This is a genomic window from uncultured Amaricoccus sp., from assembly GCF_937858865.1.
Classification (GTDB): domain Bacteria; phylum Pseudomonadota; class Alphaproteobacteria; order Rhodobacterales; family Rhodobacteraceae; genus Amaricoccus.
Map to the genome: position 1 here is coordinate 1 of NZ_CALLYO010000065.1, position 6,551 is coordinate 6,551.

The 6,551-nt window shown below is 72.0% G+C and carries 7 protein-coding genes; 3 read left to right on the top strand and 4 right to left on the bottom strand.

What is annotated here, in order from left to right; translation table 11 throughout:
• Positions 1-187, top strand: a 187-nt coding sequence (locus Q0112_RS01705; RefSeq protein ID WP_297970558.1) for a hypothetical protein, incomplete at its 5' end; no start/stop codon positions are given.
• The gene (gene hslU, locus Q0112_RS01710) at positions 184-1,491 is read left to right on the top strand and encodes an ATP-dependent protease ATPase subunit HslU (protein ID WP_297970560.1); all 1,308 of its coding nucleotides are present in this window, start codon (positions 184-186) and stop codon (positions 1,489-1,491) included. The genes Q0112_RS01705 and hslU, both read left to right, overlap by 4 nt.
• Before the next feature lie 542 nt (positions 1,492-2,033).
• On the opposite strand, the gene Q0112_RS01715 is transcribed toward hslU, so the two are convergent.
• The 3 genes from Q0112_RS01715 to Q0112_RS01725 are packed head-to-tail and all read right to left on the bottom strand — an operon-like array spanning position 2,034 to position 5,378.
• Positions 2,034-3,236 (bottom strand): MFS transporter, encoded by a 1,203-nt coding sequence (locus tag Q0112_RS01715; RefSeq protein WP_297970562.1) that lies wholly within the window; start codon positions 3,234-3,236, stop codon positions 2,034-2,036.
• A gap of 1 nt (position 3,237) precedes the next feature.
• Positions 3,238-4,068, bottom strand: a complete 831-nt coding sequence (locus Q0112_RS01720; RefSeq protein ID WP_297970564.1) for a purine-nucleoside phosphorylase — start codon at positions 4,066-4,068, stop codon at positions 3,238-3,240.
• On the bottom strand, positions 4,065-5,378 hold the full coding sequence (locus Q0112_RS01725) for an amidohydrolase (protein ID WP_297970566.1): 1,314 nt from the start codon (positions 5,376-5,378) through the stop codon (positions 4,065-4,067). Before Q0112_RS01725 ends, Q0112_RS01720 begins: the two co-directional genes overlap by 4 nt.
• Before the next feature lie 132 nt (positions 5,379-5,510).
• Between Q0112_RS01725 and Q0112_RS01730 the strand changes: the two genes are divergently transcribed.
• Positions 5,511-5,705 (top strand): DUF3008 family protein, encoded by a 195-nt coding sequence (locus tag Q0112_RS01730; RefSeq protein ID WP_297970568.1) that lies wholly within the window; start codon positions 5,511-5,513, stop codon positions 5,703-5,705.
• Between the two features lie 10 nt (positions 5,706-5,715).
• On the opposite strand, the gene Q0112_RS01735 is transcribed toward Q0112_RS01730, so the two are convergent.
• Positions 5,716-6,551 (bottom strand): class I tRNA ligase family protein (locus Q0112_RS01735; protein WP_297970570.1); only part of this gene is annotated, 836 nt, incomplete at its 5' end.

The window sequence follows — 6,551 nt, forward strand, 5'->3', positions numbered from 1 at the left end:
CGCCGCGCTCGCCGCCTTCACCCGCCACCTGCGCGCGGAAGGCCACGAGATCATCGTCATCGACCCCGACCCCAGCAACGCCCGCGCCGTCCGCGCCTACGCCAGGGCCGGCTTCCGCCCGATCCCGCGGCTCGCCGGCCGGACCGGCGGCGCCCTCATCATGCAGCATGAACCCGAGGCGACATGACCGACCTGACCCCCCGCGAGATCGTCTCCGAGCTCGACCGCTTCATCATCGGCCAGGCCGGCGCCAAGCGCGCCGTCGCCGTGGCGCTCAGGAACCGCTGGCGGAGGAAGCAGCTCCCCGACGACATCCGCGACGAGGTCTATCCGAAGAACATCCTGATGATCGGCCCGACCGGCGTCGGCAAGACCGAGATCTCCCGCCGCCTCGCCAAGCTCGCCAAGGCGCCGTTCCTGAAGGTCGAGGCGACCAAGTTCACCGAGGTCGGCTACGTCGGCCGCGACGTGGAGCAGATCGTCCGCGACCTGGCCGATGCCGCCGTCGCCATGGTGCGCGAGGACATGCGCGAGCGGGTGAAGGCCCGCGCCCACCAGGCGGCCGAGGACCGGGTCCTCGACGCTCTGGCCGGCGAGGGCGCCCGCGACCAGACCCGCGACACCTTCCGCCGCAAGCTCCGCGAGGGCTCGCTCGACGACAAGGAGATCGAGCTCGAGGTCGCCGACACCTCGAGCCCCTTCCCGATGATGGACATCCCCGGCCAGCCGGGAATGGGGATGGGCGCGATCAACCTCGGCGACATCTTCGGCAAGGCCTTCGGCGGCCGCCGGGTGCGGCGGCGGATGAGCGTCGCGCAGTCCTACGAGCTCCTCATCACCGAGGAGGCCGACAAGCTGTTGGACCCCGAGGCGGTGAACCGCGAGGCGGTGGAAGCGGTGGAGCAGAACGGCATCGTCTTCATCGACGAGATCGACAAGGTCGCCGCCCGCGCCGAGACCCGCGGCGCCGACGTCTCGCGCGAGGGGGTGCAGCGCGACCTGCTGCCGCTGATCGAGGGCACCACCGTCTCGACCAAGTACGGCCCGGTGAAGACCGACCACATCCTCTTCATCGCCTCGGGCGCCTTCTCGATCGCCAAGCCCTCCGACCTCCTGCCCGAGCTCCAGGGCCGCCTGCCGATCCGCGTCGAGCTCCGAGCGCTGACCGAGGCCGACTTCGTGCGCATCCTGACCGAGACCGACAACGCGCTGACCCGCCAGTACGCCGCCCTGATGCAGACCGAGGAGGTAAAGGTCGACTTCACCCCGGAGGGCATCGCCGCGCTCGCGCGCATCGCCGCCGAGGTGAACCGCGCGGTGGAGAACATCGGCGCGCGGCGCCTCCACACCGTGCTCGAGCGCGTCTTCGAGGATCTGAGCTTCACCGCCCCGGACCGGGCGGGCGACTCCGTCACCGTCGATGCGGATTTCGTCGAGAAGCATCTCGGCGAGCTCAGCCGCTCGGCCGACCTCAGCCGCTACGTTCTCTGAGGCGCCGGAATCGCAGGCGGCTGCGACGACCGGGGCTGCCTGTGCGGCAGGTGGCGCGGGACCGCGGCGACGGCGAAGACGACGAGGGCGAACGATCCGGCCAGGCTGTAGACCAGCAGCGCGAGGAGCGGGTGCCATCCTGCCTGGACGGCCCAGATGGCGGCCGCGAGACCGACCAGCATGGCTGCCAACAGGCAGATGACGAGCCGTGGATTCAAACCGCACCTTTCTCCCAAGCGTTCCCATCTCGGCGGGATTCCTGTTAGGAAAGCGTAAATCGCCTCGGCGGTAAACCTTTTTTCTAGCTCTGGTTGATTTACGTGCAAATCCGACGGTGTCGGGTCCCCCATCTGGCCCGTATCGGGGGCTCATTTTGCGGTGGAGCGAGCCTTTGCCGGAAATATGGGCAATTTGTGAAAACGCTGGATGATCAATGGGGGATTCGGTAACGAATCGGGCAGAATAATCGTATAAGCGGTTATCGCCGCAGATCGTGCTGGGAATTCCAGGCGCGGGGCCTAGCCTGTCTACGACTTTTACGACTACATCCGATCAGCTCGGGGAATGGTTTCCGCGAAGGCGATCAGCCGGCGCATCGCGAGTATTCCCCCTGCCGGTCCGAGCGCGAGGAGGCCGAGGGTCATCCGCCAGCCGAGGAGATCGGCGACGAGCGGCACGGCCTGGACGGTGAAGAAGGTGAGGGTGAAGCCGAGCGCCGTCTGCAGGGCGAGCAGGCTGCCCGCGTGCTCGCCCGGCGCCGCGTCGGCGACGAGCGCGGAGAACTGCGCCGAATCCGGGATGACCGCAGCGCCCCAGACGAGGACCAGGAGGGCGAGCAGCCAGACCGGCCCGCCGAAGGCGAGGGCGGTGGCGAGGCTCGCCGACCCGCTCACCTGCATGGCGATCTCGGCGACCCGCGCCTTGCCGATCCGGTCGGCGAGCCGGCCGGCCGGCTGGCAGAGCAGGCCGCCGACCGCGATGGCGGCGAAGGTCACCAGCCGCGCGGCCGGCACGGCGTCGCCGCCGAGCCTCGGCGCGAAGGAGACGGCGAGCGCGGCGCCGATCCAGGCCCAGAAGGCATAGAGCTCCCACATGTGGCCGAGATAGCCGGCATAGGCGAGGCGGACGCGCCGGTCGGCCCAGGCCACGCGCAGCGCACCCGGGTCGAAGCGCGCCGAGCGGGCGTGGTGGGGCCCGAGGCGCGCCGCGGCGCCGAGGAGGCCGCCGAGCGCGGCCAGCGCCGAAGTCGCGATCACCGTCGCCCGCCAGTCCGGCCCGCCGAGAAAGGCGAGCAGATGCGGCAAGGCGGAGCCGACGGTGATCGCCCCGACGAAGAGCCCGACCAGCGCGCCGCGGTCGCGCGCGCCCCAGCCGACCAGGATCTTCATCCCCACCGGGTAGACCCCGGCGAGCCCGGCCCCGGTCAGGGCGCGGAGGCCGATCTGGGCGGCGCCGCCGAGGGGCGTGACGAGCAGGGCGAGGTTGGCCCCGGCGGCGACCAGCGCCGAGAGGAGGAGCACCAGGCGCGGATCGTAGCGGTCGGCAGTGCCGTGGACGGCGAGGGCCAGGGCGCCGGCGACGAAGCCGATCTGCACCGCGCTGGAAAGCGCCGCGGCGCGGCCGGGGCCGAGGGCGCCTTCGGCGACGATCTCGGGCAGGATGGCCGCGGAGACGAACCAGAGGCTCATGCTGAGCACCGCCGCGAGGGCGAGGAGCAGGACGCTGCGGCGCTTGCCCCCGGGCACGTCAGAGGTCGGGCAGGAGCCGGGCCAGCAGCGCGGCGATGCCGACGCCGGCGACCTCGGCGTGCGCGAGGACCTGCTCGATGGTGTCCGGGGCCTGCTCGGGGCCGCCGCTCGCGTCGTTGGTGATGGCCGAGAGCCCGAGGACGCGCAGGCCGGCATGGACGGCCGCGATGACCTCGATGACCGTCGACATCCCCACCGCGTCCGCGCCTGAGGCGCGCAGGAAGCGCCGCTCCGCCGAGGTCTCGAGCTGCGGCCCGGCGACGCCGGCGTAGATGCCGGTATGGAGGGCGATCCCCGCCGCCTCCGCGGCCCGGCGCGCCAGGTCGCGCAGGTCGGGATCGTAGGCGCGCGACATGTCGGGGAAGCGCAGGCCGACGCCGGCGTCGTTCGGGCCGGTCAGCGGGCTCGCACCGGTGAAGTTGAGGTGATCCTCGATCAGCATGATCTCGCCCGGACGGAACTGGGGGTCGAGCGCCCCGGCGGCGTTCGTCACCACCAGCCGCTCCGCCCCGAGCCGGCGCAGGAGGCGCACCGGGAGGGCGATGTCCTGCGGCGTCCAGCCCTCGTAGAGATGCAGCCGCCCCTGCATCAGCGCCGCCCGCCGGCCGTGGAGCCGGCCGATCACCAGCCGCCCGGCGTGGCCGGGCGCAGTGGCGACCGGGAAGCCGTCGATCTCGGCGTAGGGGATGGCGACCGGTGCCTCGACCGCGTCGGCGAGCCGGCCGAGCCCGGAGCCGAGGATGAGCGCGATCTCGACCGGCGGCCCGGCCCGCCCGGCGATCGAGTCGAACGCCGCCTCGAGCCGCTCGCCCGCCGCGGGGGCGGTCATGCGCTGAGGCTCGCGGCGATGCGCGGGGCGAGCGCCGCGACGGCGTCGAGCACGGCGTCGAGGTCGATCCCGACGAGCATCCCGTCGCGCACCACCTGCCGCCCGGCGACGAAGACGTGGCGGACGTCGGACTTGGCGGTCGAGAAGACGATGTGGGTCGCCGGGTCGAAGAGCGGCGCCGCATGCGGCCGCCGCAGGTCGAGGAGGATCATGTCGGCGAGCTTGCCTACCTCGAGCGAGCCGAGCCGGTCGGCCGCGCCGAGCGCCGCCGCCCCGTCGAGCGTCGCCATCCGGAGGGCCTGGGCGGTGGTGACGGCGGTGGCGTCGAGGGTGGCGCCGCGGTGCAGCGTCGCGGCGAGCCGTAGCGCCATCCACATGTCGAGGTCGTTGCCCGAGATCGCCCCGTCGGTGCCGATCGTCACCCGCACCCCCGCGGCCAGCATGTCGCGGACGCGCGCGATCCCGCTTGCCAGCTTGAGGTTCGAGACCGGGTTGTGTGCGACGCTCGCCCCGGTCCGGGCGAGGATCTCGATCTCCTCGTCGTCGAGCCAGACGCAATGCGCCAGCACGCTGCGCGCGTCGAGGACGCCGAGCGCGTCGAGATGCCGGATCACCGAGCGGCCGTAGCGGCCGCCCACCGTCTCCTGCTCGGCGCGGGTCTCGGCGGCATGGGTCGAGAAGAGCCCGCCCCTGTCCGCGGCGATCCGCCAGGCCGCCTGCAACCCCTCCGGCCCGACGGTATAGGCACCGTGCGGGAAGCAGCCGGGCAGAACATCCTCGGAATCCGCGAAGTCGGCGAAGAAGGCCTCCGCCTCGGCCGCCCGGGCGGCGACGGTCTGGCCGTCGACGCCCGGGCCGTCGAAGAAGATGCCCCCGGTCGAGACGCGCAGCCCGACGGCGCGGGCGGCGGCCACCGCCTCGCGCGGGTGCCAGAACATGTCCATGACCGTCGTCACCCCGCCGAGCAGGAGCTCGGCGAAGCCGAGCGTCGCCCCGAGCCGCACCGTCTCGCGGGTGAGGATCGCGCCCTCGGCCTTCCAGACCTGCCGCAGCCAGGGTTCGAGCGGCAGGTCCTCGATCAGGCCGCGGAAGAGGCTGTCCCCGGCATGGCAGTGGGTGTTGACGAGCCCCGGCATCAGGATCATGCCGCCGGCGTCGAGAAGGGCGCGCGCGTCGGTGCCGATCTCGGCGGCGGTGCCGATCCGGGTGATGCGGCCGTCCGTCACCGCCAGCGCGCCGTCGCGGATCACGGTTCCGGGCGCATCCGCCGCGACGAGGAGGGCATGGGTGACGATCAGATCCTGCGCCAAGACGGATCCCCCTAGCGGCTCGCGAAGGGGTGCACCGGCGTAACGCGCCTGTCAACCGGAGGGGACAACCGGAGGGAACGCTGCCGCGGGGGCGGCGTTGAGCCGGGTCAGCCCGGATGAAGGAGAAAGGCGATGCCGGCCAAGTCGAAGGCGCAGCAGAAGGCCGCCGGGGCGGCGCTCGCCGCCAAGCGCGGCGAGACCAAGGTGAGCGAGCTCAAGGGCGCCTCGCGCGAGATGTACGAGTCGATGTCGGAGAAGCAGCTCGAGGAGTTCGCCGAGACCAAGCGCAAGGGCAAGCCCGAGCACGTCGGTGACCGGAAATCCTGACCCGGCGCGCTCAGGAGCCGGCGAAGCGGGCCTCGAGCTCGCTGCGCCGCGCATCGTCGATCTTGCCGAAGAGCACCGGCGGCACGGTGAAGGGCTGCCCCGCAGGCAAGGCCTCGAGGGCGGCCGCCACGTCCGTCGGCCAGTCCGCCGACTCGAGCCCGAGCGCCGCCAGCATGGCGTCCGACGCGTCCGGAACGAACGGGCGGCCGAGCACCGCGTAGAGCCGGATCAGGTTGAGCCCGAAGCGGGTGACGGCCGCGGCGCGGTCGGGGTCGGTCTTGAAGGCCGTCCAGGGGGCCGCGGCCTGCAGGTACTCGTTGCCGACCACCCAGATGGCGCGCAGCTCCTGCGCCGCCTTGCGCAGCTCGATCGCCTCCATGTTCTGCTCGTAGACGGCGATGCGGCGGGCGAGTTCGGCGGCGACCTCGGCCTCCTGCGGACCGTAGGCCCCGGCCTCGGGCACGGTCTCGCCGAAGCGGGCGGCGGCGAACTTGGTGACGCGGCTGACGAAGTTGCCGAGGACGTCGGCGAGGTCCTTGTTCACCCCGGCCTGGAAGCTCTCCCAGGTGAAGTTCGAATCCGACCCCTCGGGCACGTTCGACATCAGCCACCAGCGCCAGTAGTCGGCGGGCAGGATCTCGAGCGCCTGGTCCATGAAGACGCCGCGGCCCTGGCTGGTGGAGAACTTGCCGCCCTCGTAGTTCAGGTAGTTGAACGACTTGATGTAGTCGACGAGCTTCCAGGGCTCCTCCGACCCGAGGATGGTGGCGGGGAAGGAGAGGGTGTGGAAAGGGACGTTGTCCTTGCCCATGAACTGCACGTAGCGCACGTCCCCGGCGCCCTCGT